This is a genomic window from Paraliobacillus ryukyuensis, assembly GCF_003315295.1.
GTDB classification, from domain to species: domain Bacteria; phylum Bacillota; class Bacilli; order Bacillales; family Amphibacillaceae; genus Paraliobacillus; species Paraliobacillus ryukyuensis.
Window position 1 is genome coordinate 20829 of the sequence record NZ_QNRI01000007.1, and the last position, 25462, is coordinate 46290.

Genomic DNA, 25462 nt, shown 5'->3' on the forward strand with positions numbered 1-25462 from the left:
TCCATCATTTTACTCTGGAATAAGAAAAATTATTACTTGATTATTTTATGATTCTATCAATTTTGTGTTTCAAGGTAACAATATAAAAATGCAAGGTTAGTAATAAATAAAGCATCAATCTCATAAATACGTTGATAGATTTCTTCAATAAACAGGATGAAAATATAATCGTCTCCAACAAAAATAGGACATAAATGGGACATCCCTTTACCATGTTTTTCTTCACGATCTAAGGCAACAATTTCACCGCTCCATAGGTTGTCTATAACCACCTCTTCTGCATCAGAATCACCTTGAACATCTAGATTATCAAGCATACATAGCCAATCTAGTGTATGCGTTTGTTTAATTCGATGTATTGTATCTAAAAATTCATTCATTCGTTCATCTTCTGATTGATCAGCTACTGTTTCCACATTGTACAAATGAATACATAAACCAAAACCTTCTGCATAATAGTTTAAAAAGGCACCTAAACCTTCTAAGAAATCGTTGTGTTGCAATTCTATTTCAGACTTGATATATGGTGCAATTTGAATTAATTGCGAAAAGTAGTTTAATTTATCGCGTTGTTTTTCCTCTATGAAACTATTTTCTTGTATATATGTTTTTAGTGGATCATAGGCTTGGAACTCAGTCTTCCATATTTTCGTTATTGTTGGTGTAGAGAATACAAAAATATCAATAAATATCACGATTGCTACTAAAGCAAGTATAAGTCGCTAATCCGCGATTGTAAAAACTTTACATATCCATAAGCCCCCTAACAAAGATACAAACAAGAAATATAATGTTTTACGATATTGATAAAGGTTTTCATTAAAACGATTATCATCTTTATTACGGAAACTTCGAATACTTTCAATGTAAACAAATAAGATAAATAACCACAAAACACCAATTAAAATGGTAATGCCTACTGTCCCCTTGTCCATTTTTGTTCACGACCCTTCCTTTAGTCAGGATTATAGTCATCTTTTACAAAAATATCCTATTTAAGCTTATGCATAAACTCTTACATTCATACAATTTCTTCTATATTTTCTAGAATCTTTTACTAAAAAAATAACGATAGAAAGGACACGGTTAACAAAAATCAACCTCTCCCCTAGCATCGTTCGCTATAAATAATTGTTTAATTATTCCACTAACGGGGAAAAGTCTCATAAATTCTTAAAGAACTTGCTAAAATACGAGGAGGCAGAAGTAATGACAAATAATATTCAAAAGTGGCAATTAAATGATGGAAATTACATACCATCACTTGGCTTCGGAACGTATCAATTAAAAGGGAATGAAGGAGCAACTGCAATAGAAGCCGCGATTAATAGTGGCTACCGACTACTTGATTCTGCATACAACTATGAAAACGAAGGTGTGGTCGGGGAAGGAATACGCAGAAGTTCTGTGCCAAGAGAAGAATTGGTAGTTACTTCTAAATTACCTGGACGTTATCATCGCTACGAAGATGCTGTTAAAACGATTCAAGAGTCGTTATATCGTACAAACTTAAACTATTATGATATTTATCTAATTCATTGGCCAAACCCAAGTCAAGATCTTTATGTAGAGGCGTGGCAAGCGTTAATTGATGCAAAAAAATGGGGACTGATTCGCTCCATTGGGGTTTGTAACTTTTTACCTGAACATCTCAAACGATTAAAAGAGGAAACTGGGGTGGTACCAGCAATTAATCAGATTGAATTGCACCCTTTTTTTAATCAAGAAGAGCAACGAAAAGTCAATGATTCCTATAATATCATTACCCAAGCTTGGAGTCCGCTTTATCGAGCAAAAGACATTAGCGATAATCAAATCTTAAAAGGAATCGCTGATAAATATGACAAATCCGTTCCACAAGTTATCTTACGCTGGCATTATCAACTTGGTAATATCGCTATTCCAAAATCCGCAAACCCAAACCGCCAGTTAGAAAACAAAGCTATTTTTGATTTTAAGTTAGATGAATCAGATATGATGACTATCATTGGAACACATCATTTGCTCCACAACTCCTGCATCTCTACCTTTTTATTTCTTCCTTTCGTTAGTTTGAGGGCTATTTCAAGCCGTTGATATTGGTCTAATAACTCCATTAAGCCATTGACCAAAAAGTCGTTAGGGTCTTTTTTGTAAATGCAATAGTTTTAATGTCACAGTCATATTTCTTCAGCTCTCGTTGAATCAGTACCTTGACAATATCTGACCGCCATAATCGGCTTGTGTTCAGTACTACCACACAATCAATTGGGACAGACGAAAGGTGAGCCAACATCTCTTGTAAGCCCACCCTGTCAATTTCTAATGCTTCTTCATTTAGTTTAGCGCCACTAATTCCTTCATCTCTAAAAATATGTATTAACTTCAATCCATGCTCTTTACAATATGCTTTAATTTCATCTTCTTGATATTTCAAGCTATATCCATCTCTTGCTTGTCCTTTAGTTGAGACTCGTATATACTCAACAACATTCAACTTTTCGCTCTCCCATTACGAAAATTAAAATTTATGTAACGCTTTTAAACGAATAGCGAGTATTATACGACCGTCTCTTGTAAAAATACAACCCATAATTTATAAGCCAAAGAAGTAAAAGAAACACTCTTATACGTTACCCATTGTTATCGCCACGAGCTTTGTCATTGTCGTTAGTTTGTTAGCCAATCCATGTCATAACTACCCCTGCTGTGTAAAATGTCATCTCGCCTATTTCTCTTTCTTTTTCAGTCTGCCAGTATTAAAACGATACTCCTTGATGGTACAGCCATCATGAGCTTTCGATTTTCAATTAAATCATTTTCTTTTTGTCTATTTAACAGTAGTTGATTCAAATAAAGTAAAAAACCTTGAAAGGCAGTTTATAGCCAATCAAGGTCAATTAATTTTTACTTCTTCTACCAATTAAGCCTACTCCTCAATTAAATCTATATTCTTCTAATTTTTGATTATACATACAATATAAAACAATTGTCCATCCATTTTATGTTAAATGAAAAAAATGATTTTATATACCTATTTTACTTTTTATTTACAAGCTACTTTTGTTGCATAAAAAAGCTTCATTTCTATCAAGATAGGCGTGTGTAAATATGAAAAAATTACTATAATTAAATACTTTTCTTTCCAAAATTTTATTGTCAATATCCATTAATTCTATTAAACTACTAGAGAAATAATTTAAAAATGATTTTATTTTTCATGGAGGAGAAGACACATATGCTTACCTTTATCGATAACTTAACGCTGCTTCAAATCATACTTATATTTTTAGCTATCCTTGTAGTTAATTTAGGATTTATTTTTCTAGTTCGTATCCATATTGAAACACTCTATAAAAAAACAAATTCTATTGAACAAGCAATGGATCGCCTACGTGTACTAAGTCAGTATCTCTATATGGTCGTCATCGTTATCTCTAGTTTTAGTATCGCATTTCTTTTAATGATGAAACTCGTTGACGCATTAGGTGATTCTACTTTTACGTTTATTCTTAGTATTGTGTCCTCTTTCATCTTCCTTGGTGCTATGATTACTATTAATCAGCTCGTTATTGCTAAAACAGCTAAGAAAATTCGGGATACAGAGGCTACCATGAAAGAAGAAACAAGCGACACGATACGAGGACTTTTGTTTATTTTTGTTCCGATCACATTAGTATTAACGGTGATGCAACTTATTCCAGATAACTTTCTGAATGGTGCTGGTACTTTCATTTTTCCTATTATCATTATTGTGTTAATCCCACTTGCAACAGCACCGTTTACTGGAAAAATGTTAAAGGCAACCGCTATGCCAGAATCAGCTGTCAAACAAGAACTTGTACAGTTCTTAACATCATTAAATATCGAAAATGTACAACTATATGTCTGGCCTACCAAAAAGAAAAAAATGGCTAATGCACTTGTTACTGGTTTCACCAAAAAAAAACAAATCTATATAGCAGATTATATGTTGGAAAATATGACGATGGAAGAAGTAAAATCTGTTCTAGCACATGAAATCGGACATATTAAGAAAAGACACTTATGGAAAAGACTTGGTTTGCTTATTAGTATCTTTGTTCTTATTTCTGGTTTTGGCTATGGTATGGAATGGTATGAAACACATGTTGGCACCATATCGATCTGGTTAGGAGTCGCTATTATACTGGGGTTACTTCTGTTTGGTTTTGCTGTGGTTTTTCGTTATTTTTCACGTGTGCACGAAAGAGAAGCAGATGCTTACGTATTATATGTAAATATCGATTATCGTGATTATGCTGGGGCATTAATGAAGCTTGCTACATTAAATCATTCTTTGACAAAGATGAATAAGTTAGACGAATCGTTTCAAACACACCCAAGTATCGCTCGCCGCATACATTGGATTATCGAACAAGCAAATGGTTCGATTGAAGAAGTGCAAGCCTACCTTGAGTAGGGAATAATAAATGTCATAAAAGTATACTCTAAATACAAATGCATCTTATCAATTTCTATTTTAAAGGAACGAATTGGGTGTTTAAGAAGATTTCGTTCCTTTTATTTCTATACAAGAAGCGCTCCTAATTAATATTTATCTTTAGATTTAAAATGGATTGTCCGACTTGGCACTTGTTCATTATTATTAATCGCATGTTTCATAGATAGTTATAGTCTTGTTGTTCTGGATCCCATTTTTCTTGATGAACCTGCACGTGATAGACTGAAATATACTGCTATTATACCCTCCGCAGTTTAATTTACGATTGGCGTAGTGCTCTTAGACAGCTTCAGACTGATATACCCTTTTTGGAGAATTTCGTTTTTATTTCCTTGCTATCCTAATCTTTCACCGATTATCCAGATAGATTCTCCTTAAGAATTTCTTTCATTCGATTTAATTTTCGATAAATGACAGACCTGTGCACACCCAATTGGTTAGCTGCCTCTGTTGCATTATCATTACAAGCTGCTAAAACTTGTTTGATATACCTTCCTTCAGTAATAGCGGTAAAATCCTTTAAAGTTGAAAAATGACCTTGATTTTTTTTAATAAAGTAATCAAATGCAAACCAATCTGTTCCTATTTCGTCATTATATTGAACTGTATCTGTCTGTCCGGTTACTACTAGTCGCTCAATATAATTTTTTAATTCTCTAACATTTCCTGGCCAATTATGGTTGATAATTTGTTGAAAGTCTTCGGCACGCAAAACAAAGTTCTTGTTATACTTATTATTTAATTCTTCAATAAATGTTGAAATCAATCCTACTAGATCTGAACGTCTGCTTCGCAAAGGGGGAATATGAATGGGGATAACATTAATTCGATAAAATAAGTCTTCTCTAAACATCCCTTTTCTTACCATATTCCATAGATCTCTGTTTGAGGCAGCAATAATTCGACAATTTATTGGTAAACTTTTAACTCCACCAATTCTTCTTAATTCACTGCTCTCCATGACGTGTAAGAGTTTAGCTTGCATATCTAATGGAATTTCTGATATTTCATCTAAAAACAAAATACCATCGTTGGCTGCTTCAATCACCCCCATTTTGTTATCTGTGGCCCCAACAAAACTCCCTTTTTCATATCCAAACAATTCTAATTCGAATAAGGATGGAGAGATAGAAGCACAATTAATTGAAATAAAAGGACCGTCTTTTCTATTACTTTTTTTATGAATATATCTGGCAATCACCTCTTTTCCTGTACCAGATTCGCCATAAATAAATACCTTACTGTCAAATAATGCTATCTGATTACATACATTAATAATATTCTTCATCGCTAAACTTTCAGTAACAATTTCACCATTCTCTGTATCTATAACATCTTGATTGCGATCAGAGTTATGATGATTCAAATTATTTTTTGAAAATTTTTCTTTGTAATCAAAAGAGGTAGTAATCACAAGACGTACTTCACCATTTTCATACATGAGTGGAGTAGCAGTAGATAAGACGCTAAACCCTTTATTCGTATGAACGGTTCGACAGACTCTTTTTTTTGTTTTAATAGCTTCCATTGTTATAGAATCATCATAATAACCTAAACGAACCAAATCTTCCACGTTATGTGTTATTAACTCATCCAATCTCATCCCTACTGTTAGTGCAGTAAATTCATTTGATATTAAAATGTTACCTTTTGCGTCTGTAACAAATAACGCAGAAGGCATATCATGAATATTTTCTTGTATAGTTGGATTAGCAGGAGATTCAAATTTATTATCCATTATCATTCCTCCGTCTCAATTAACTTTGACTTAATCCTATCATACTAAAAACTTTTTTCCTCAAATAGTTATATTTAATTTAATTACAAATACACGAACTATAGACCATTAATGTATAACCTTTCGAAAGGAGAGATTAATTGAAGTCATTATAGTTCGTGTGTATATTGTATTCTCTATTTCCTATGCGCTAGTATAGGTTTTTATTCCTTTGTAGACAGATTCTATCTTCCATCAATAGTTTAATAAAGTAGCATATAGTTAGATTAATTCTTTTTCCACTAGCGATAAATGAGTCATCTGATCAAGGACTTCTTCTGCTTCCGTAAACATCGTCGTTATCATTTCCTCAACGGTGGTAATCTCATTACACATACCGCATATTTGCCCAGCCATTACTGAACCTTCTTCAATATTTCCATCAAATACTGCTTTCCTTAATGAACCTAATGAAAGTTTTTCTAATTCATCGCGAGATGCTTTTTGATTTTCTAATTCAAGATACGCTTGAATCATTTTATTCTTTATGCTGCGAACAGGTCCTCCAATACTACGTCCAGTAACTATTGTACTTGTGTCTGTAGCATCAACTACTGCTTGCTTAAAATTATCGTGTGTAGGACATTCTACTGTAGTCAAAAATCGTGTACCTACTTGTACCCCCTGAGCTCCAAGTGCATAAGCAGCTGCTATTCCTCTACCATTCGCAATACCGCCAGCTGCGATAACAGGAATAGAAACAGCATCTACTACTTGTGGGAGTAAAGACATAGTAGTTGTTTCACCAACATGACCTCCAGCTTCTGTTCCTTCTGCTACTACTGCTGTTGCGCCCAATGCTTCCATTTTCTTTGCAATTTTAACAGAGGGAACAACTGGAATAACCGCTATTTGATGTTTTTTTAAGGTTTCCATATACGGTGCTGGTGTACCAGCGCCAGTAGTAACTATTTTTACACCTTCTTCTATAATAACATCTACCAATTCTGAAATATTTTGCATCATTAACATTAAATTCACTGCAAAAGGCTTATCAGTGATTTCTTTAGTCTTTTGAATTTCTTCCCGTAATTGTTCTGCTGAAAATCCACCTGAAGCAATAATTCCTAATCCACCCGCATTAGAAACCGCTCCGACCAGTGGAGCTAACGCAATTTGCGCCATTGCCCCTTGAAAGATTGGGTATTTAATCCCTAACATTTTTGTGATTCTCATAAAAAGACCTCCTAAATTATTCAGAACCTTATACTGTTTGTGTTATCTCATTAGTTTTTTGTAGCTTATTTTCCATTGTTCTATAAATAAAAGTAATGAGTAATCCTACTAATGAAATGAAAAGAGCAATATAAAAAGCATTGGTAAAATTCCCATTGTTGACAGCTGCCACACTATTTGCGATTCTCGGCCCAAAGAATGCTGCGCCAGAATAGCCAATAAATACAACACCATAGTTTACTCCATAATATTTCATACCAAATTTTTCACCAACAATAGATGGAAAGATACCCATCGTTCCCCCAAAACATAATCCTATTCCAATAATAGCAACTGCAAAGCCTAGCACCGAATTGGAGAATGCAAGGACAAGCATCATTAATGCAATAACTAAGTAAATCACCATGAGGCAGTACGTTCTACCAATCCTATCCGATACCGCTCCCCAAAAAACACGGCCAATACAATTACTAAAGGAATATAAACTAACATAGAGCGCTGCTGTTGCTGCCGTTAATCCAAACATCGTTTGACCTATTACTGAAGCATTTGCAGTTACCATCATCCCTGATAATGCGCCAATTAAAAACATAGATGCAACAAGATAGAATAATGGCTTCTTAATCATCTCATGCCATGGTATATTGATAGCTTCTTTATTTTTCAAAGTAACTGGCGGGTTCCAACCATGTGGTGCATATCCAACTGGGCTTGGTTTTACTAAAATACCACAACCAAGGATAATAACTAAAAAGGCAATCCCTAATGTGACTAATGCTTGATTTACCCCAATGCTAGCAATTAATGCATTAGCGATTGGTGCAATAACAATTGTGCCACCCCCGTAACCAGCTGTTACAATTCCTGCTCCTAACCCTCTTTTATCTGGAAACAGCTTCACGGTATTTCCTATCGTAGAAGAGTAAACAATACCTTGACCAATTCCAGCAATTAGTCCATATGTGATGTATAGCATCCAAGGAGCAGTTGCTAAACCAGATAGAATAAAACCAACCCCAAACATGGATCCACCAATAAATATCGCAATTTTCGCACCGCCTCTATCAACTAATTTCCCACCCAAAATCATTGGTATTGGCGATATAGCTGCGTTTATTGTGAATGCCATCATAATTTCACCCATTGAAGCATTAAAAACATTCGTTAATGGTAAAGCAAAAATACTAAAAGCATACACAGCTCCAACACATAGATTAATAATGGTGGAAGCTATTAGAATTACCCATCGATTTATTTTCATCGTCATCCTCCTTTTGTTATTAAACTTTTTTTGTCATTCTTTTTTCTTTGCTTTTTACGATCCGTTTTAATTCTCCCCATTCTTCCATAAACATTTTCTCGTCCATTTGTTGTAAATCTGGGGAAATGACCGGATCAAAATCCATTTGATCTAATATATCTGTTTGCATATCAACACCGGGAGCGATTTCCGTTAATGTAAGCTTGCCATCTATTAACTCAAACACAGCACGCTCTGTTACGTATATAACGTGTTGATTAATTTGCGTTGCATAATTCCCACTAAAAGTAATTTGCTGGACATGTTTCAAAAATTTCTTCGCTTTTCCTTCTTGAAGAATTGTTAATTTCCCATCAGCTACTTTTACCTTTAACCCCCCGGCAGTAAAAGTTCCAGCAAAAACTAATTTCTTAGCAGCTTGAGATATATTAATAAAACCTCCACATCCAGCTACTTTGGTACCAAACTTACTAACATTAACATTACCAAATTCATCTGTTTGAGCTAATCCAAGAACAGATAAATCTATGCCTCCTCCATCATAAAAATCAAATTGAGCATCATGATCGACAATTGCCTCTGCATTATAAGCATGACCAAAATTTTTTAATCCGGCTGGAATACCACCGATAGAACCGGCTTCTGTTGTCAAAATTAGCTGATCGCTAACACCTTCTTCTGCTGCTACTGTTGATACATTAACTGGAATACCTACTCCTAAATTTAAAACAGTATCAGGCTCAAGCTCTGCTGCCGATCTTCTTGCTATTACTTTCCGTTCATCAAGTGGGAGCTTTTCTATTCCTTCTACTGGGACCTTTATGTGACCAGAAAAAGCTGGATGATAATAAGTATTTTCTGTTTGGTAATGATTTTCTGGTTTAGAAACAACTAGGTAATCCACTAAAATTCCAGGAACTTGAATATCTTTAGGTTTCAGAGATCCAGCTTTTGCAACCGATTCAACTTGTGCAATAACTATTCCACCAGAATTACGTACTGCTTGAGCAATAGGAAGAACTTCCATATGCAAGCCTTCTTTTTCAAGGGTAAGATTTCCTTTTTCATCTGCGACCGTACCTCTTATTAAACCAACTTGAATTGGAAATGATTTATAAAACAACCATTCTTCGTTTTCAATCTCAATGACTTTGACAATATCCTCTTTCGTCGACGGAGACATTTTACCGCCTTCTATACGTGGATCAACAAACGTTCCCATTCCTACCTTAGTAATTACTCCAGGACGTTTTGCTGCAATTTCTCGATATAGTTGCGTAATCACCCCTTGCGGGAGGTTATACGCTTCACATGCATCGTCTTGAATTAGTTTAGCCATACCAGGAGACGCGAGTGCAATACCTCCAATCCATCGTTTTACCAATCCTTTATGACCTAGATGACTCATTCCCTTATCTTTACGATTTCCTACAGCGCTTGCGTGCATTACTGTTAAGTTTTTGGGATGCCCTGTTTGTGTAAATCTTTCTTCGATGGAAATACCTAATTCCTCTGCCCAACAGGATAATCCAAAGCCACTAGCCGCTATCGTATCACCATCTTTAATTAATGATGCAGCTTTTTCAGCGGAAATAACTTTTGCCATATTAAACACCTCTGATTGTGATATAATTCACATTATTTTTCAAAAAATAAAGTTCACTGTTAACATGTGAAATTGTTCACTTAGACTATATCACTTATTTTTAATCCGTCAATACGCAAGATAACAGGCCATTAAATCTATATTTTATGTATCATTTTTGCGACAATAAACCCAAAAATCATCAACCTATCTTTACTAAAGATAACATCAACTATTTACGATTGTTTAAATGGCAATTACGATAGTGTATCTACAAAAAAAACGTGTTGCATCATTGCAATTCATGTAATCGATCTGTTTAATTCCTTTCTTATTTCACACCCATATACTTACATTTGATTAATAATAAAAGGATTCATTTTTATCATTTTGACTAATTTATTATTTTAGTTTTGGAAAATAAATTATAAATTTTTTTGTGCATTTACTATTCGCATTTTTAAGACACGAGGAGAGATATACGTTATAAAACCATTATTTTTTTGAGAAGCGCTATTATATTTGTTAGTATTTATTGTCCAGCAACACAATTCATGTAAACAAATAGGAATGGAAGGAGGATACTGAATAAAAAAGCGTACTGATTTATCGCATTATTACTTTTATAATTTAGCTATTGTTGTCATTAGTCTTGGACAAAATCATAATATTGTAGATCAAAATAGTACCAAAGCTTAAATAGAGAAATTAGAAAAATGGTTACGAATCGCTAAATTACTCTGATCTCTCAAGTTAGTTTTTCTAATCTGTAAGTCTCAAATATTGTTATAAACTCGTAAACGACTATCCGATTTCGCCAGATAGTCGTTTACATGAATATTCGCCCACATGAAATTTTGAAAAAGTATATAATCACAGAGAAGGATGTGCTATAACTTTTGCACTAGTATTCCCTTCTCTTCCAGCAATTCTTGATAAAATGGATCCTGTCCAATACAATACACACGATCACAATAGGTTACAATCTCTTCCATATCATGCGAAGTATAGATGACGATTTTTCCTTGTTTTTTTGCTAGATTATATAGATATGTTCCTATTTCTCTTCTTGATTTTAAGTCAATACCAACCGTTGGCTCATCTAATAAGAGAATAGCTGGATCATGTATCAGGCTAATCGCAATATTAAGTTTGCGTTTCATTCCGCCAGATAGAGATTTTGTTTTTGTTTTCCATTCATCTAACTTCATATCTTGGCACAACTGCCTTAGTTCCTGCTCAGATTTTTTCACCCAAGACAATTGTTCAAAGAAAACCATATTTTCTTTGACTGAAAAATCTTCCCATATGGCAATGTCTTGTGGAATGAATCCAATTTTCTTTCTTATCTCTCGGATATTTTTCTGATAGTTGAGATCCTGATAAGCAATACTGCCTGTTTCTGGCGCAGTTAGAGTAGCTAATAAATGCAGCAAAGTCGACTTACCTGCTCCGTTTTCACCAACGAGACCGACTACTTCTCCTTGTTCTACTTGAAAAGATACATCTTCTAATATTTGTTTCAAACCATAATGTTTAGCTAAACTATCTACCTTAAGCATGTTTTTCCCCCTTCCCCCAATACCATATAAAGAAAACAACCAATAAAATAATGCTCCAAACAGTCAAGCTATCACTTTTTACCAATTGTTGCATAGGACTAAAATAGCTAATCCACGCCCACTTATTTGGTAATCCATCAATTGGAATAATAGCCCCACCAATAACGGCCATGATTAATGTAAGTGGCAATACCGATACATAGTAGTAGAAGCTCGTTTGAAAGCACTGTGCAATTAAAAAAGCGCCTAAACAAATTGTGAATCTGAACACGATAATTGCTAATACCTGATTCCTGTCGATTGTTTGTCCTGTATACAAGGACAATAGACTCATATTTATCAAATCAGATAAAAGTAATAAGCCACCATATAACAAACCGTTACGAACTAGATACCCTTTAAAAGAAATTGGTAGCAAGGATAACCTCACTTTAATAGCAGACTGTTTCTCTTTTATTACCCAATCAAATAGAAAGAAAGTCGTTAAAAATGCAAATACTGACCAAATACCCCATACATTCCAAAGCGATAAAGCCTTGTTTTCTTGATGCTGTTTTGCTTGTTGATTAAACGAAAAATCAGTGTCCAACAATGCTTCTTCTTGTTTAATTTGATTACTTGTTGCTACAATTTCATTCCATGTCCAAGTTGGCTTTGTATTATAATGGGTTGCCATAGCATCAAGGGTATACGCGGCCCGGGAAGCACCAGCATCTTGCTGTACATAAGACGCAATAGCTTCTTTTACTGGCGTATATGCAATCGACATATCCGAAACATAAGCAGTAATTACTTTCTTTCGGTCATTTGTTTTAATCTTGTCCATATATCCTTGCTCAATCACAAACACACTGTCTAGTTCATGCTGTTCGAGTTCCGTTAAAGCTTGTTCTCTTTCCATTTGATGTACACGAATAAGTTCTGTATCATAAATGGCTTGTACCAGATCATTAGCCATTGTGGTATCGTCTTCCACAACTAGCCCAATTGGAATAACTGTTTCCTCTTGCCATTGGTTTGCGATCGTAACAACCATCAAAGTAGCGATAATCGGTAGCAATAACCAAATAATGAGACTTAACCATTGCTTTCGCCAATGCAACCATCTTGTGCTAAAAATCTGTTTCATCCCTTTGCACGCTCCTTCCACAAGGAACAACCAGTGAAAATGCCTAGACCAGCAAGCATTAGTAATAGTAGCGGCATGACATCAATAAATAACCTTCCCTTTAGGACAAGTTCTGTTAACCAATGAAAGGCTTCAGTGGAAAACACAATCGGAAGCATTGCCTTTATCTGTTCCGGAAAGTAAAGCGTGGGAATAAGCGCACCACTTAACAATAGCACAATACTTGTAACACTAATTTGGACTAGTAACGATACTTTTTTTGAAGTGAAAATAAGTTCAATCACTGCTAAAACAAGTAACAACAGTAGGCTATATAAACTGATTACTATTCCAGCCCGCAGATAATCACTAAAGTAAAATTCAATCTTTAATAGATTTATAAATGCAAATAAACTAATCAACCCAAGGACCAAACCATAAATGAAAACAAGTAGCATGCGCGATACCATTTGTTGAAATCTAGTAACGCCATATAACCGCATACGATTTTGGATGGCTACCCCATCTTCTTTTCCAATTAAAATATAAATAGACAGCATCCAAATCGTAATCAAAATAAACCAACCCGCAATTGAATAATACTGCACCGGTGAAGTGGTTGTCAGATTACTTATTTGCTCTTCTTGAATGATATTATCTTTAGAAAGGGTAAACAGCATAAACTGATTAAATTGGTTTAAAAGAATTTCCTGCCGTTCCGCTTCTTCCATTGGCAAAGATTTCGCGTATTGATTAATGGTTAAGATATTTGCTTGAGCTGAAGCTATGTAGCGCGTCATACTATTGAGTAGTTCCTTAATAATGTAACTTTTTACAGGTTGTTTTTGATTGCCCATAATCGGGATCTTTACGGGATCCCCTTGGTACAAATCAGTGGTGAAATTTTCAGGAAAGGTAACATAAGCACTTAATGTGCCCATATCCAATGCAGATTGTGCTTCTTCTGCTGTGTATTTTTTTATATGTATGTACGATCCTAGTAAAGATGCTTCATCAATCAGATCAACGAGCATCGTCGTTTCTTCTGATTCATCTAAGTCGACTAATCCAACTTCAATCGATTGTTGTTCATCCGGTAGAAGTAAAGATACGAGTATAAAAAAAATTAATCCAATAATAAGGATTGGAAATACCAAAAGAAGAGGAAGAGACTTCCACTTCTTTTGGATTTGTTTTTGATATTGTTTTAGAAAAAATACAATTCGGCTTAAATTAGCCATGTGAACCACTTCCAATCATTAAAAGCCGCCCATGTAAAATTTCATCATCCATTGCTGGAATTGTGGTGTAGCCTCTTGCATGAAATAGTTTTGCAGTTCTGTTTCACTCATAGATCCTAAATTAAGTATTTCTTTTGAACCTGCATCAAAATCGACGCTTTTAACTAATTTTGCTTCATTATTTAATTGCAATTCGAACATATCTTTGGTTATTCCTTCTGCTGAAACAGAGAAGTTATGCTGCGCATTCATTTGCTCTTTTTCATAAGTAGAATCACCAGTCCAGTTTAATCGAAAATTCTGCATACCGTCATTCATGCCAAACTGACGATCGAATTCTCTTGTACCATCATTCATTTGCTCTGTACCTGTATAGGAAAGTTCCATATCCCCAGCTGAGACAGTAATTTTGTCATCTGCTTGCTGATCTTTCCAAGAAAGGTCACCTTTAATCGCTAAGCTTTTCGCTTCTACACCATCATCAAAACCAAGTTGATAATTGAATGTTTGATTTTTATCTTCTAATTGTTGTGTACCAGTAACAGTGAAAGCCACTAGTTCTTCATCGGCCGGTGCCATTTCAATTGACATATCACGTTTAACAATTAAGTTATCTTTTGTCCATAACGTTGAAGTCAACCCGTTAGGAATTTGGAAATCACTCAAACCATCTTTCATTTCAGTAAGTGCTGTATCAAAATCTGTAAGCAATTGATCAACCTCAGAAGCATTATATGCGAACTGTTCTAAAGATGCTTGCTCTTCGATATATTCTTTTAACACGTCATCGTTTTGTGCTGTCGTGATGACTTTTTCAATAATTCCTTTTAATTGTTTTTCAGATAAATGCATCGTTAACTTTGTTGCTTTAACTGATGCACCATTCACTTCAACGGTTTCCTCTTCAGAAGTAAACGCACTTTTTGGTAATTCATCATAAATCATCTGTAGATAAGCTTCTCTAAAATGTTCGATATCCTCATCACTCATCACATTTTGATTAAAAAATTGATCAAATTCAATATCTTCTAATCCAGTTGTAGCGCTTGGGTCTAATGTAGTTAGAAGATTTCCTAATTCATCTTCCTTCACTTGCAATACTTTTTCAAGGAATGGTAATGACAACATCATCTCATCTTCAGATAAGTAAAACTTGATATCTTCTAATGATATACCTGCTGCACTCGCTTTCGCATCAACCATCATTTTTTTATTTTCTGGATCATAACTATTTACTAAAGTAACAGAAGCATTATTAATGATCTGTTGGAAGCCTGTCGAATCAAAACCAGATGGATCATTGTAATTTGCTGATAGTTCTACTGTTGTTTCACTTGGTTTTTCTTTTGTTTGCTCCATCCAATCAAGTTCGTCACCGTAACGTTCCTCAACTTCATCTTTCATAAAATTTAATGAGTTCATTTCAGCACTAAAATATGCTTGTTTGTCATTTTTTGTTAATAACATTGCCGCTGATACTCCAGCAGCAATTACAATTACTGCCACAGCCGCAATAATCCAGATAACCTTTTTTGAGATTTTTTTCTTTTCATTCTCCATTTTAAATCTTTTCCCCCTTTTTTTGATTCAACCTTACCTTTTATTGCTTATTCATTTTTTCTATAAATTAACTCACAATTCGTTAATTCGACATAAAAGGTGAATCTTAGACCTTTTATTTATACTATTGATTATATTTTGCGTCAAATGGATTTCGAGATAATATGGGATTTTTAGTATCTTTATTGTCAGAAACTAGGATTATTGTTCTAAGGAAAATGTTGGACTACTAATTTTTAGTTATTACGGGTAACGGATCTTTTCGTTTAAACATAAGCTGTTTCTTTATTTTGTGTTATTTTTTGGATTTTAATTACTGCCCTATAGTTCCATATTCTTATTTTTATAAATTTTTTTAAAACATGGACTACTATCCAAAAAAAAACGATTGACTTCTGGACAGCGGATGGGTATGATACGGTTATATCGACAATTTCATATTCCTAAAGGGGAGTAGCTTTAACAGTAAAGTCGTCATTGCAGAGTTATCATACTCTCGGCTTTTCTGGCGATAACACATTGTTAGCAAGACCTTTATCGATTAATTGGTAAAGGGAGAACTGCCTAATAAATTCAAAACCTTTGCCATTACGGTAAAGGTTTTTTTATGTTTTAAAATGATCTTTCTTACTCTATTCTATGAGATTACCTCGTTTAGATCTCGATTAAAGGAGGAAAACTACTTAATACGGTTTAATTATAATTTTTTTTAATAAAATTACTTATTTTGTTGATGACAACGAGTATTGGAGGAATTTTAATGACCTATATTTTATTAATTATTGGATTCGTTTTACTTATTAAAGGTGCCGACTTTTTTGTTGATGGAGCTTCTAAAATTGCAACTTCATTACGCGTATCACCGCTTTTAATAGGACTAACAATTGTGGCTTTCGGGACCAGTGCCCCAGAAGCAACAGTCAGTATTGTTGCTGCGTTGGAAGGAAGTGCTGGTGTAACTATTGGAAATATTGTCGGGAGTAACATATTCAACATTACATTAGTGGTTGGAATTGGTGCACTCATCTTACCGTTGAAAGTAGAAAGTGAGACCATTCGAAAAGAAATTCCTTTCACGCTATTAGCAGGGGTTGCCATGCTTATCCTGTTGAGTGATATAACCTTACAGGGATCAGCTAGTAACGTCATTACTCGAAGCGACGGGATTATTTTATTATTATTTTTTGCTATCTTTTTATATTATATATTCGAAGTTGCCCGGAATAGTCGTAATCAGTTAGAAACTGTACCACAAGACAAATCCTCTTGGGGGAAAAATATATTTTATACCATTGTCGGACTGGCTGCCATTGTCTTTGGTGGCGAACTAGTGGTTAGTAATGCTTCTAAAATAGCTATCTCATTTGGTATGAGTGAAACGTTGGTTGGTTTAACCATTGTTGCGGTCGGTACATCATTACCTGAACTGATTACTTCTATTACAGCTGCAATAAAAAAAGAAACAGATATTGCCTTAGGAAACATTGTAGGAAGTAATATTTTTAATTTATTTTTTGTGTTAGGGTTAACCTCGGTTATTTCCCCGCTGGCAGTTGAAAATAAAATATTTGTTGATGTCATCGTAATGAATATTTTAACGATTATATTACTAGTATTTTCGAGAACCAACTTTAAAATTGGACGATTAGAAGGAACTTTACTGACTGTGTCATACATTTTTTATATGGTGTTTATTATTTTGAGGAATTAACAAAAATCCTAATCCACGCTGCTAAAGTATTGGCTCGGATTAGGATTTTTCTATAGTAATAGACGTTTGCTAGCTTTGATTGTATAATATAGTAAATTCGAATATGAAAGGAGACATTAATGAAAACAAGAAATAAAACAAAGGAATTAATTATCTACGACTATCTAGTAAATCGTAAGCCATTATCTTCTGAAGAGACAACGAAATACGAAAGCTTAACAAAAGGGTACACTGGTGAAATAGCATTTGACAAACAAATAGAGCAACTAAAACAAAATCATCTTATCCTACGTGATCTGTGGTTATTCCATAACAAAAAAGCGTTTCAAATGGATACCGCCATTATCATGGATCATATATTTCATGTTTATGAAGTTAAGAATTATGTTGGTGAATACTATTATGAAAATGACAAGCTATACACACTTTCTGGAAAACAAATTGACGACCCATTATTACAATTAAAACGAACTGAATCATTGCTTCTCAATTACTTCGCCAATTAGGTTATCACATCCCCGTCTGTACACATCTCGTTTTTATCAATCCTGAATGCACCATTTTTCAAGCACCGAGAAACAAAGGGATTATCTTACCCACACAACTCAATCAATACTTTCATTCCTTTCAATCTACTAAATCATTAGATTCCACCCAATATCATTTAGCGGAAAAATTGAAGTCTATTCGTTTACAACAATCACCCTATGCGCAAACACCTGAATATCAGTACGATAAATTAAAGAAAGGAACCCCTTGCCCACAATGCGGAAATTTTTACACAAACGTGAAAGGAAAAATGTGCATCTGTGATACATGTGGTACACGCGAATCCGTAACCATAGCTATTTTACACAATGTAAAAGAATTTATGATCCTTTTTCCAAATCAGCGAATCACAACCGCTAAAATAATAGAATGGTGCTGTCTTCCTGTTGCTAAACATCGCTTTAAATACTGCCTACAAAAATACCTTTATACTAATGGAAAAAATAAAGGAGCTTACTACCTATCATTCAAAGATAATTACAATAATTAGAACAGATGACTTGTTTAATGCAGAAATCTCTTATGTGGTTACTTGAGATTTCTGCATTATATTTTTTTATTAAGAAAAGCTCAGATGACACTGCCTACGTTTTATGCTATATACCTTTTTATGGAACAAATCTCTTAGCTCGCTGCCTACGGTTTGTACTATATATCCTTTTATGGCATAAATCTCTTAGCTCGCTGTCTACGGTTTGTACTATATACCCTTTTATGGCATAAATCTCTTAGCTCGCTGTCTACGGTTTGCGCTATAAACCCTTTTATAGCATAAATCTCTTAGCTCGCTGTCTACGGTTTTTGCTATATATCCTTTTATAGCATAAATCTCTTAGGTTGCTGCATACGGTTTGTGCTATATATCCTTTTATGGCATAAATCTCTTAGCTCACTGTCTACGGTTTGTGCTATATATCCTTTTATGACATAAATCTCTTATCACGTTGCCTACGGTTTGTGCTATATATCCTTTTATGGCACAAATCTGTTAGCTCGCTGTTTACGGTTTTTGCTATATATCCTTTTATGACATAAATCTCTTAGCTCGCTGTCTACGGTTTTTGCTATATACCTTTTTATGGAACAAATCTGTTAGCTCGCTGCAAGCGGTTTGTGCTATATACCTTTTTATGGAACAAAACTGTTAGCTCGCTGCTAGCGGTTTGTGCTATATACCTTTTTATGGAACAAATCTGTTAGCTCGCTGCTAGCGGTTTTTGCTATATACCTTTTTATGGAACAAAACTGTTAGCTCGCTGCTAGCGGTTTGTGCTATATACCTTTTTATGGAACAAATCTGTTAGCTCGCTGCTAGCGGTTTTTGCTATATATCCTTTTATGACATAAATCTCTTATCACGTTGCCTACGGTTTGTGCTATATACCTTTTATGGCAAAAAACTATAGTAAATTTTAGAACTCATCAAGAAGAAAAGCTCCAATGATAAAAAATGATAGGAAGAAAAGCAATATTAAAGCTACACCAAAATATTTCAATAGACTCGTTTCTCGTTTGATTAATGCTATTATCATTGTGATGAAGGAAAGTAGAATGAGTATGCCACTGCTTTGTATTAATACGTTATAACTTGCGTTTGAATTAGTATTTTCTATCAAAATCATATACAGTGAAAAAAGAAGAAGTGCACAAAAGCTAATGATAAAAGTAATTTTAGAAAATATATTTTTCATGAAATCGTCCTTTCCATTTTATAGCAATATTAAATCATTAAATGTTTGATTTCAATAACAAAATGGAACAGCGTAATTCTATAATTATTCAAGTTTTAATCATCAAAAGTTACGAACCTATTAAAAATCCGAACAATTCAATAATTGTTCGGATTCCAGAAGATATTTTGTCGTTTAAATCACTCGCTGCGCCCAAAGAAATCGATTGTAGCTCCATGATCCCCAAATAGATAAGATTACTACGTCTTTCTTGGAATTTAAGTTTGAGATCCAATATCCATCTCCAATGTAGATGCCAACATGTGACACCTTGCCGTTATCACCAAAGAACATGAGATCACCTTTTTTCAATGCTACATTTCCATTTTTATCGTAAAAAGGAACGGGTGTACCAACCCACGAAGCTTGTTGCCAACTGACTCTTGGTAGCCAAATACCAAATTTTTCATAAATGTGTTTTGTCCAACTGGAACAATCTGCTACACGAGGACTTCTGGAATAATCTGCTCCTAATTGATAGGTTGTTACTTCCTCTAAACTAACAGCATAATCAATAATATCTTGTGCTAAATGATTACTCGTCCTAACATTGATTCGTTGACCGACATCAATCTTACTTGGATTAGCAATTTGTGGGTTTAGGCTTATTAAATCCCGATAATTCATTTGATGTTTTTGCGCTATTTTCCACATGGAGTCACCTGGCTTCACGTAGTATTCCGCTCCTACCATTTGCGGACTTAGCAATAACATAAAAACCGCTAGAATCATACAAACAATTTTTTTCATGATTTATTTTACCTCACTTTTATTATTCTTCACTAGCATTATTTAGATTAGTATTAGATATATAAGATTAAATATGTACCTTTGCTGATATACATAATGAAACTTTTCACATTTTTAATTCGTATAAAAAAACAGAGGAGCGTGAACTATAATGAAAAAAATCACCCTACTATTTGCTTTCATTTTTTCTATGTTTATTTTACCGATACAAGTTCTTGCTGTTGATTTTTCAATTGATAAAACAACAATTCATAGTTATTTACAAGAAAATGGAGATGTAAAGGTAACGGAACAATATACATATACATTCGACGGAGACTTTAATGGTATTACCCGGACGTTAATCCCAAAAGAAAACACTCAAATTACCAACTTTCAAGCTTTTGAAAGTAATCAAGCACTAAACGTAGAACAAGATGACAATCTTTATAAAATACATCGCAAGGGTTCAGACCAGAAAATTACGATTGATTTATCGTATACGATTAAAAACGGTGTTGAGGTGTATACCGATATGGCAGAGTTTTACTGGCCATTTTTTGATAGTAGTAATGAGGCAACTTATCATAGCATGGATATTTACATTCACCCACCTAAGCCAACTGAGCAAGTGCTAACCTTAGGTTACGATCAAGCGTATAAAACAAATACATCAGATCCAGATAGTGTCGTCCATTTTGCTATGGGTGAAGTCGAAAGTGGTACAAATGGAGATATTCGAGTGGCTTATGATGCAGTTTTATTCCCAAGTGTAACTGAAATAAATAATACAACCATACGTGATGATATTTTAGCTGATCAAACAAAACTAGAGGAACAGGCTCACGCCTATGAAAATAGACGAGCATTATTAAAAACCATAGCACCTTATGTGATTGCTGTATTTTTTATTTTCCTATCCGTGTTATTATTCAAAGCGTGGAGCAAAAGAAAACAAACGCAATGGGAAGCGCAACGCAGGTCGGCACTATCGCAAAGCTTAGCAAGTAATGAAATGAGTCTACCAGCAAATATCTATTACATGCATCCATCATCTCCAGGTGGAGAACTGATTTCCGCCTCCTTGCTAGATCTTGTGAGAAAAGGATATGTAGAACAAGCCGGGGAAAATGAATTCATTGTTGTAAATAAATCGACAGAACATCAGCATGAGCAATTACTAATCAATTGGTTATTTTATGAAATCGGTGAAAATGGTCACTTTACGTTGAAAGATATTGAAAGCTATATAGGGAATAAAGAGAACCATAGCGTATATCGTGAAGATTTTGATACTTGGTTTAAGGCTGTTCGAGCTGAAGTAAACAAAAAGCATTTAAGCGAAACGAAAAAAGGATTGCGTTGGACGGTAGGGGTAAGCAGTATCTTACTTATACCCTTCACAATCTCACTTGGAGTCCATTCCCTTTTCATGTGGATGTCTACTTCTATCATTCTAAACTTAGCACTACTTCTATTCGCTATTCTTTATCAACCCAAAACGGTTCAAGGGTTAAGAATAAAACAACAATGGCAAACATTTAGTAGTTCATACGACACAATCAGCTGGAAAGAGTGGAACAACTGGCTGAACGATGAACAAATGCAAGCCTTTATCTACTCGGTTGGTACCGGTAATAAACAATTGAAAAACAAAAGTGAAAGTCTTTTCAAAGGGCTATCCAGTTCAATGATGAATTATTCGGGTATACAGACGAATGAGGTACTGGTATTTATCTTGCTTTCGAATATGATGACAGAGGAATTTAACGAAGCAAACACAACTGTCTACGCGCATTCTACCGGTGGTGTTTCTGGCGGTGGATCAGGAGTTGGCGGTGGTGGTGGCGGTTCTGGGGCATTTTAATTACTAACTATCAAAAAGGTTTCGATCACAACTTGCTGATCGAAACCTTTTTGTAGTATTAAGTATGTTATTTTCATTAAGCCTCAACATCATAGCCTTGATCTTCTACAGCCTCTTTCATTGCTTCAAATGATACTCTTGCATCATCATAAGCAACATCTACTGTACCTGCATCTAAATTAACGTCGGCTGAAGTTACGCCCTCAAGATTGTTCAATGCGCCTTCTACAGCCGTTTTGCAATGACCACAAGACATACCTTGTACATTTAGTGTTTTTTCCATGATTTTTTCACCCCCTTTAAATAGTTGTGTTTATAATTTAGTGCGTTTTAAACGCAGTGAGTTAGAAACAACGCTCACAGAGCTTAATGCCATGGCTGCACCTGCGACCCATGGTGCCAGCAACCCTAAAGCTGCAACTGGAATTCCTGCCGTATTGTATCCAAAAGCCCAGAAAAGATTTTGACGAATATTTCTAATGGTTGCATGACTAATCGCAATTGCTTTTGGTAACAGTAATAATTCCCCGCCAAGAATCGTAACGTCTGCTGTTTCGATTGCAACATCTGTTCCAGTGCCAATGGCAATCCCAATGTCTGCGATAGCTAATGCTGGAGCATCATTGACTCCATCGCCGACCATTGCTACTTTCTTACCTTGCAGTTGAATCTCTTTGACCCGATCTGCTTTTTCTTCTGGTAACACTTGCGCAATCACTTGATCTATGCCAACTTGCTTGGCAATTGCTTGGGCAGTACGATCGTTGTCACCAGTTAGCATAATTACTGCTAAGCCTTGTGCTTGTAATTGCTGAATAGCTTGTGGAGCTGTCTCTTTAATCGTATCAGCCACAGCAACAATCCCTCGAAATACGCCATCAATAGCGATCAACATTGCTGTTTTACCTTCGATTTCATACGCCGCCAGTTGGTGTTCTGCTTCACCAACTTCGATATTACGCTCATTCATTAACTTTCGATTTCCTACAAAAATTTCCTTGCCATTAATCGTGGTCTCAATACCATGGCCAGGAATCGCATCAAATGCTTCTACTTCAAGAAAATTAACACCCTGCTCTGTTGCGTATGCTACAATTGCCTCTGCTAGTGGGTGCTCCGAACCTTTTTCGGCACTGGCAAGTAATTGTAACGCTTCTTGATCACCAGTAAAGTCGGTTACTTCCGGTTTCCCTTTGGTAATCGTACCTGTTTTATCAAGTACAATCGCTTCAAGTTGGTGCGTTTTTTCTAAATGCTCGCCACCTTTAAACAAGATGCCATTGGCTGCAGCTTTCCCGGTTCCAACCATAATGGAAGTTGGTGTGGCAAGCCCCAACGCACAAGGACAGGCAATTACTAAAACGGCGATCGATGCTACTAAAGCCGTTTCAAACTGGCCAGGTTGAACAAGCGTAATCCAAGTGATAAACGTTAAAACCGCGATCCCTACCACGATTGGCACAAAGTAACCTGAAATCACATCAGCCAACCGTTGGATCGGCGCTTTAGAGCCTTGCGCATCTTCTACAATTTTCACGATTGATGCTAAGGCAGTATCTTTCCCTACTTTGGTTGCTTCCATTTCAATGGAACCATTCTTATTAATGGTAGAACCGATTAACGTTGCATCTACTTCTTTTTCAACCGGAATCGATTCACCGGTAATCATTGATTCGTCTACCGACGTTCTTCCTTTCATCACTTTACCGTCTACCGGTATTTTTTCACCTGGTTTCACAATGAGGTGATCGCCAACGACAACATCTTCAACAGGGATCATGCTTTCGTCACCATTTCGGATAACACGTGCTTCTTTTGCTTGTAAATTTAATAAGGATGAAAGTGCATTCGTTGTTTGATTTTTCGCGCGTGCTTCTAAATATTTACCAAATAATATTAACGTAATTAAGACTGCACTCGTTTCAAAATATAAATGCGGGTCATATGAAGGATTACCTATTGTTTTGACAGCTTCATATAAACTGTAAAAATAAGCAGCACTTGTTCCTAAAGCCACGAGTACATCCATATTTGCACCACCATTACGGAGGTTTTTATACGCTCCTACATAAAATTGCCAACCAATGATAAATTGAACGGGTGTTGCCAATGCAAATTGGAACCATGGATTCATCAAAATAACTGGCATCGGTAATTGAAATAAATGGACAAACATCGTTAATAATAATGGTGCTGCTAATACAGCAGAAACAAGCAATTTCATTTTTTTGTTTCGCATTTCTTTCGCTTTATGCGTTTGTTTTTCTGTTGGTTCGACTTTTAATTTAGCATCATAGCCAATATCTTGAATCTTATCAATTAATCCTTTGGTATCAATGAGTTCTGGATTATATTCGACCGAGGCTGCTTCTGTTGTTAAATTAACGTTAGCTATTTTCACTCCAGCCTGTTTATTTAATACTTTTTCAATACGTGTGGAACAAGCAGCACAGGTCATGCCGAAGACATCTAACTCAGTTTTCTCCGTTAAAACGCCGTAACCAATGTTGACAATTTTTTTGGTAATACTCTCCACGGAAGCTTGGCTAGCATCATAATCAATCGTCGCTTTTTCAGTGGTTAAATTGACATGCGCTTCGACACCATCCATTTTATTTAATACCTTCTCTATCCGGCTCGAGCAGGCAGCACAAGTCATTCCTATAATACTAAGGGTCATATGGTTTCTCTCCGTCATGATCGTTCCTCCTTACTTAGAAAATTGTTTCAGTACGTTCATTAACTCTTCAATGGTTTCTTGGCCTTCACCTTTTTGAATGGCATCACTCACACAGTGTTTCATATGACGTTCTGTGACCGAGAAGCCAACATTTTTAAGCGCGGCCTGAATTGCACTGATTTGAACCAATATATCCATGCAGTAACGATCATCTTCAACCATTTTTTGAATGCCTCGCACTTGACCCTCTATCCTTTTTAAACGATTAATCACTTTATCTTTTTCTTCTTGTGTTCTAGGAGTACTTGGGTGATCATGTAAAAATTCATCCATGTCTATCACTTCCTTTTCTTTATAATTTTACTATACCCCCGTATAGTATATATGTCAATGAAATACCCTTGAATTAAAGTCAGTTTTATTTTTAGTCTGGATTATTACAAAAATGACATACACGACAAAGA

19 protein-coding genes and 1 pseudogene are annotated in these 25462 nt (G+C 35.1%); 5 read left to right on the forward strand and 15 right to left on the reverse strand.

All coding sequences use genetic code 11. The annotated features are described in order from the left end of the window. Positions 1–56 precede the first annotated feature (56 nt). On the reverse strand, positions 57–716 hold the full coding sequence (locus tag DES48_RS10590) for a type II toxin-antitoxin system SpoIISA family toxin (protein ID WP_281269243.1): 660 nt from the start codon (positions 714–716) through the stop codon (positions 57–59). A gap of 6 nt (positions 717–722) precedes the next feature. Next, entirely contained in the window at positions 723–935 is a 213-nt protein-coding gene (locus tag DES48_RS16195) for a hypothetical protein (protein ID WP_245911385.1), read from the reverse strand. 274 nt (positions 936–1209) lie between these two features. On the opposite strand from DES48_RS16195, the gene DES48_RS10595 reads away from it, so the two are divergent. Further along, positions 1210–2076, forward strand: a complete 867-nt coding sequence (locus DES48_RS10595; RefSeq protein ID WP_113869067.1) for an aldo/keto reductase — start codon at positions 1210–1212, stop codon at positions 2074–2076. On the opposite strand, the pseudogene DES48_RS10600 reads toward DES48_RS10595, so the two are convergent. Next, a pseudogene (locus tag DES48_RS10600) lies at positions 2022–2476 on the reverse strand (recombinase family protein); the annotation flags it as partial. The gene DES48_RS10595 and the pseudogene DES48_RS10600 overlap by 55 nt on opposite strands. A 741-nt stretch (positions 2477–3217) precedes the next feature. On the opposite strand from DES48_RS10600, the gene DES48_RS10605 reads away from it, so the two are divergent. After that, the gene (locus DES48_RS10605; RefSeq protein WP_170126203.1) at positions 3218–4420 is read left to right on the forward strand and encodes a M48 family metallopeptidase; all 1203 of its coding nucleotides are present in this window, start codon (positions 3218–3220) and stop codon (positions 4418–4420) included. A 397-nt stretch (positions 4421–4817) separates the two neighbouring features. On the opposite strand, the gene DES48_RS10610 is transcribed toward DES48_RS10605, so the two are convergent. From DES48_RS10610 to DES48_RS10645, 8 genes are all read right to left on the reverse strand, one after another. Then, entirely contained in the window at positions 4818–6200 is a 1383-nt protein-coding gene (locus DES48_RS10610) for a sigma-54 interaction domain-containing protein (protein WP_245911387.1), read from the reverse strand. Positions 6201–6461: 261 nt separating this feature from the next. Further along, positions 6462–7415 (reverse strand): nitronate monooxygenase, encoded by a 954-nt coding sequence (locus tag DES48_RS10615; RefSeq protein WP_113869072.1) that lies wholly within the window; start codon positions 7413–7415, stop codon positions 6462–6464. Between the two features lie 28 nt (positions 7416–7443). After that, positions 7444–8682, reverse strand: a complete 1239-nt coding sequence (locus DES48_RS10620; protein WP_113869074.1) for an L-lactate MFS transporter — start codon at positions 8680–8682, stop codon at positions 7444–7446. Positions 8683–8695: 13 nt separating this feature from the next. Beyond that, positions 8696–10282 (reverse strand): acyl CoA:acetate/3-ketoacid CoA transferase, encoded by a 1587-nt coding sequence (locus DES48_RS10625; protein WP_113869076.1) that lies wholly within the window; start codon positions 10280–10282, stop codon positions 8696–8698. An 869-nt stretch (positions 10283–11151) separates the two neighbouring features. Continuing rightward, positions 11152–11823 carry an ABC transporter ATP-binding protein gene (locus tag DES48_RS10630; RefSeq protein WP_113869078.1) on the reverse strand — a complete coding sequence of 224 codons (672 nt, stop codon included), beginning with the start codon at positions 11821–11823 and terminating at the stop codon, positions 11152–11154. Further along, positions 11816–12952 carry an ABC transporter permease gene (locus DES48_RS10635; protein ID WP_113869080.1) on the reverse strand — a complete coding sequence of 379 codons (1137 nt, stop codon included), beginning with the start codon at positions 12950–12952 and terminating at the stop codon, positions 11816–11818. The genes DES48_RS10630 and DES48_RS10635 overlap by 8 nt, the downstream gene beginning before the upstream one ends. After that, positions 12949–14172 (reverse strand): ABC transporter permease, encoded by a 1224-nt coding sequence (locus DES48_RS10640; RefSeq protein ID WP_113869082.1) that lies wholly within the window; start codon positions 14170–14172, stop codon positions 12949–12951. Before DES48_RS10640 ends, DES48_RS10635 begins: the two co-directional genes overlap by 4 nt. Before the next feature lie 18 nt (positions 14173–14190). Continuing rightward, positions 14191–15732, reverse strand: coding sequence for a DUF6583 family protein (locus DES48_RS10645; protein ID WP_113869084.1), 1542 nt, complete (start codon positions 15730–15732; stop codon positions 14191–14193). A 760-nt stretch (positions 15733–16492) separates the two neighbouring features. Between DES48_RS10645 and DES48_RS10650 the strand changes: the two genes are divergently transcribed. Together DES48_RS10650 and DES48_RS10655 are read left to right on the forward strand one after the other, a co-directional pair. Next, a complete protein-coding gene (locus tag DES48_RS10650; protein ID WP_113869086.1) occupies positions 16493–17443 on the forward strand; it encodes a calcium/sodium antiporter in 951 nt (316 codons plus the stop codon). Positions 17444–17562: 119 nt separating this feature from the next. Continuing rightward, complete coding sequence (locus DES48_RS10655; protein WP_113869088.1) at positions 17563–17949, forward strand: nuclease-related domain-containing protein; 387 nt, start codon at positions 17563–17565, stop codon at positions 17947–17949. 1908 nt (positions 17950–19857) lie between these two features. On the opposite strand, the gene DES48_RS10665 is transcribed toward DES48_RS10655, so the two are convergent. Then, positions 19858–20472, reverse strand: coding sequence for an NlpC/P60 family protein (locus DES48_RS10665; RefSeq protein ID WP_113869092.1), 615 nt, complete (start codon positions 20470–20472; stop codon positions 19858–19860). Positions 20473–20623: 151 nt separating this feature from the next. Here DES48_RS10665 and DES48_RS10670 point away from each other — a divergent pair, with 151 nt between their 5' ends. After that, positions 20624–22318, forward strand: a complete 1695-nt coding sequence (locus DES48_RS10670) for a DUF2207 domain-containing protein (RefSeq protein WP_113869094.1) — start codon at positions 20624–20626, stop codon at positions 22316–22318. Positions 22319–22394: 76 nt separating this feature from the next. Here the strand turns inward: DES48_RS10670 and copZ are convergent, their stop codons facing one another. From copZ to DES48_RS10685, 3 genes are read right to left on the reverse strand one after another with little or no spacing between them, the layout of a single operon-like run. Continuing rightward, positions 22395–22604: a copper chaperone CopZ gene (gene copZ / locus DES48_RS10675; protein WP_245911408.1), complete on the reverse strand. Its 210-nt coding sequence runs from the start codon at positions 22602–22604 to the stop codon at positions 22395–22397. Positions 22605–22631: 27 nt separating this feature from the next. Further along, on the reverse strand, positions 22632–25016 hold the full coding sequence (locus DES48_RS10680; protein WP_113869098.1) for a heavy metal translocating P-type ATPase: 2385 nt from the start codon (positions 25014–25016) through the stop codon (positions 22632–22634). A gap of 12 nt (positions 25017–25028) precedes the next feature. Then, entirely contained in the window at positions 25029–25331 is a 303-nt protein-coding gene (locus DES48_RS10685; protein WP_079708978.1) for a metal-sensing transcriptional repressor, read from the reverse strand. Between the last annotated feature and the right edge of the window lie 131 nt (positions 25332–25462).

Coding starts and splice junctions, on each gene's coding strand:
- DES48_RS10615 (WP_113869072.1), bottom strand. CDS start 7,415: ATGAGAATCACAAAAATGTTAGGGATTAAATACCCAATCTTTCAAGGG.
- DES48_RS10685 (WP_079708978.1), bottom strand. CDS start 25,331: ATGGATGAATTTTTACATGATCACCCAAGTACTCCTAGAACACAAGAA.
- DES48_RS16195 (WP_245911385.1), bottom strand. CDS start 935: ATGGACAAGGGGACAGTAGGCATTACCATTTTAATTGGTGTTTTGTGG.
- DES48_RS10640 (WP_113869082.1), bottom strand. CDS start 14,172: ATGGCTAATTTAAGCCGAATTGTATTTTTTCTAAAACAATATCAAAAA.
- DES48_RS10635 (WP_113869080.1), bottom strand. CDS start 12,952: ATGAAACAGATTTTTAGCACAAGATGGTTGCATTGGCGAAAGCAATGG.
- DES48_RS10645 (WP_113869084.1), bottom strand. CDS start 15,732: ATGGAGAATGAAAAGAAAAAAATCTCAAAAAAGGTTATCTGGATTATT.
- DES48_RS10630 (WP_113869078.1), bottom strand. CDS start 11,823: ATGCTTAAGGTAGATAGTTTAGCTAAACATTATGGTTTGAAACAAATA.
- DES48_RS10610 (WP_245911387.1), bottom strand. CDS start 6,200: ATGGATAATAAATTTGAATCTCCTGCTAATCCAACTATACAAGAAAAT.
- DES48_RS10595 (WP_113869067.1), top strand. CDS start 1,210: ATGACAAATAATATTCAAAAGTGGCAATTAAATGATGGAAATTACATA.
- DES48_RS10670 (WP_113869094.1), top strand. CDS start 20,624: ATGAAAAAAATCACCCTACTATTTGCTTTCATTTTTTCTATGTTTATT.
- DES48_RS10680 (WP_113869098.1), bottom strand. CDS start 25,016: ATGACGGAGAGAAACCATATGACCCTTAGTATTATAGGAATGACTTGT.
- DES48_RS10655 (WP_113869088.1), top strand. CDS start 17,563: ATGAAAACAAGAAATAAAACAAAGGAATTAATTATCTACGACTATCTA.
- DES48_RS10650 (WP_113869086.1), top strand. CDS start 16,493: ATGACCTATATTTTATTAATTATTGGATTCGTTTTACTTATTAAAGGT.
- DES48_RS10620 (WP_113869074.1), bottom strand. CDS start 8,682: ATGACGATGAAAATAAATCGATGGGTAATTCTAATAGCTTCCACCATT.
- DES48_RS10625 (WP_113869076.1), bottom strand. CDS start 10,282: ATGGCAAAAGTTATTTCCGCTGAAAAAGCTGCATCATTAATTAAAGAT.
- DES48_RS10665 (WP_113869092.1), bottom strand. CDS start 20,472: ATGAAAAAAATTGTTTGTATGATTCTAGCGGTTTTTATGTTATTGCTA.
- DES48_RS10605 (WP_170126203.1), top strand. CDS start 3,218: ATGCTTACCTTTATCGATAACTTAACGCTGCTTCAAATCATACTTATA.